We start from the raw sequence: 2,674 nt of genomic DNA on the forward strand, positions 1-2,674 counted from the left end.
AACTGGCTGACACGTGTAGATGATGCCGCTACAGCGTCGGCTTATAACAACGGATTCGAATTCAAGGATGCCGTAAAGCAGGACAATGAATACACCTATGACAAGAATGGCAATATGACCAAAGATTTAAACAAGAATATTATTGATATTCAATATAATTGTTTAAATTCGCCAAGTAAAGTCACGTTCCAGGACGGCAGTACCATTACTTATACGTATGCAGTGAACGGCACGAAGCTGCGCACTGTTCATACGATAGGCAACACTACCAGTACAACGGATTATTGTGGCAATGTGATCTATGAAAATGGTGCACAGAAGTTGTTGCTCACTGATGCCGGACATGTTACGTTATCCGATAAGAAGTATCACTACTACTTGCAGGATCATCAGGGAAACAATCGCGTAGTTGTAGATCAGACGGGGCAAAAGGAAGAGGTAAACCATTACTATCCGTTCGGAGGCACGTTTGCTTCAGCGGAGAAGAGTATTCAGCCTTATAAGTATAATGGTAAGGAGCTGGATACAAAGAATGGATTGAATTGGTATGATTATGGAGCAAGACAGTATGACGTAGCGATTGGAAGGTGGAATGCGGTGGATCCGATGGCAGAGGTGTATTATGGTATTAGTCCATATGCGTATTGTGTGAATAATCCGATAAAGCTGATTGACCCGGATGGAAAAGCTGCTCAAATCCCTCCTTTCTTTTTAGGGACTGCTAATCCTTTGGTAACAACGGGTAGCCGTATGACGATGTTAGGTACGGCGGATAAGGTTGTTAAAGCATTGCCTAAAGAGGAACACCATATTATTCCAAGATCACTAGGTAAACATGATGTTGTAAAAGCTGCAAGAGAAGGCGGGTTTAAACTTGAAGGGAAAGAGAATAAAATGACTGTAGATAAATTCAGTAAAGCTACTGGAGAAGGACAGCATGGAAAACATCCTAAATATACGGAACAGCTACGTAAAGAGTTTGAGAAATTTGCAGAAAAGAATCCAAACGCCTCACCTGAACAAAGTGCTAATTTTGTGAGAGGAAAAGTGTCTAATGCAAAAAATGCAATAGAGAATAATCCTAATACAAAAGTAAATGATTTGGAATTAAAAAGTTTAACTTTGCCAACGGATGGAATAAAAGTGATAAAACCGGTGGAATCAATAAAACCGGTTAAGGCAATCAATCCTTGGGATGCTTAATTTTAATTTATAGTGTAATGAAATATTTTATAATGGACGAATCTTTAAATGAAAAGATTATAGGTAGTGATTTTCCGCAAGTGCATAAATTTATTAAAGGATATGACGAAGATGCGTCAAATGCTTTATTCAGCTTATATAAATACAAAACTACTTTTCCCGATTATACTCCTAATCTTGATGGAGTAAAGTTGGCTGGCTATGCTAAACTAACAGATTTCATCAGCAATGGATTTAGTAATCGCTTGCGTATTATGAGTCCTAGAGCCAAAGCAGTTCTTGGGCAATACAATTTATGTTCTCATCGGTTCTACCCACTTGGATTATATAAAAGGAAGATTAGACATGATTATTTTCTTTTCCATATTGTTTCTGATTATTCCGACTTTGTCGATTATGAAAGAACTTCGTTTCAGGAATATGACTTAATTAGCGGATACAAGTCTGAATCTTTTTTTGTGCATTCAAAGAAAGAATTTTGGGAGAAAAGAGATGCCATAGAAGCAGAAAAAGGTATTTCTTGGGGTATATGGGGTGACAAAATTGTCATGAGCAAGGGTTTTGACCATGAACTGGATTTCTTTGTCATTAGTATACTTGATGGCAATACTTATGTAAGTGAGCGATTGAAAAACGCAATCGAAACAGCAGGTTTAACTGGATGGGAATTTACACCAGCAACTAACTTGATAGTTGAAGACTGATTCCTCTGATAAATTCAACACCTGTAAGCTAAGAGTTACCAATATTTGGCAACTGCTCTGACATAAATGTAATTTTTCTATGTCAGGGCAGTTTTGTCTTTTTTATTACACTTCCATTAGTCTTTTTTGATATGAAAAAAGGATTGTTGCTTTTGATTCTATAGGCAGCACCGTGGAGCCGGATGTATCTATTGGAAAAGTGACTGGGGATCGCAAAATGAAAATGGAACAGTAACTTCTCCCGCTACTGATTTCGACCATGAAGCAGCCCATGCTTTAGAACATAAAACAAATGCTCAAGAGTATGAAGTAAAAAGAGTACGAGGCAATGATTCGCAATACGATTCTAAAGAAGAAAGAAGGGTGATAACCGGCTCTGAACAGAGAACTGCACGAGCTAATAGAGAGATACGTCCGGGACAAAGCACCTCACAGAACTATATTAGCACACGTACTTACACCTCGCCTGACCATAGCGGTCGCCGTGAACAGGTGGTATACTTTGACGACCTGGGCCGTCCCTCACAAACGGCAGATTGCGGCATTACGCCCGACGGGAAAGATCTTGTCTCATTACAAGAGTATGATGATCAGGGACGCAAGTTACGCACCTGGCTTCCTGCCAAGTCAGCAGGAAATGGCAATTGCATGGCCCTCTCTTCCTTACAAAGTGGTGCAAGCTCATTAGCAGGCGGTGATGCACGTCCGTACCTACAGACCACGTATGAAGCCTCTCCCTTGAACAGGCCGGTTGCTCAGCATGGAGC

General features: G+C 40.0%; 3 protein-coding genes. All 3 read left to right on the plus strand.

Annotation, left to right across the window (positions count from 1 at the left end; translation table 11 throughout):
• Positions 1-1,203, plus strand: a 1,203-nt coding sequence (locus tag DW173_RS23890; RefSeq protein WP_199722865.1) for an RHS repeat domain-containing protein, incomplete at its 5' end; no start/stop codon positions are given.
• Between the two features lie 17 nt (positions 1,204-1,220).
• The gene (locus DW173_RS23500) at positions 1,221-1,907 is read left to right on the plus strand and encodes an imm11 family protein (RefSeq protein ID WP_147402066.1); all 687 of its coding nucleotides are present in this window, start codon (positions 1,221-1,223) and stop codon (positions 1,905-1,907) included.
• Positions 1,908-2,270: 363 nt separating this feature from the next.
• Positions 2,271-2,674, plus strand: a 404-nt coding sequence (locus DW173_RS23505; RefSeq protein WP_233562293.1) for a DUF6443 domain-containing protein, incomplete at its 3' end; no start/stop codon positions are given.

Source organism: Bacteroides sp. AM16-13, from assembly GCF_003602705.1.
GTDB classification, from domain to species: Bacteria; Bacteroidota; Bacteroidia; order Bacteroidales; family Bacteroidaceae; genus Bacteroides; species Bacteroides xylanisolvens.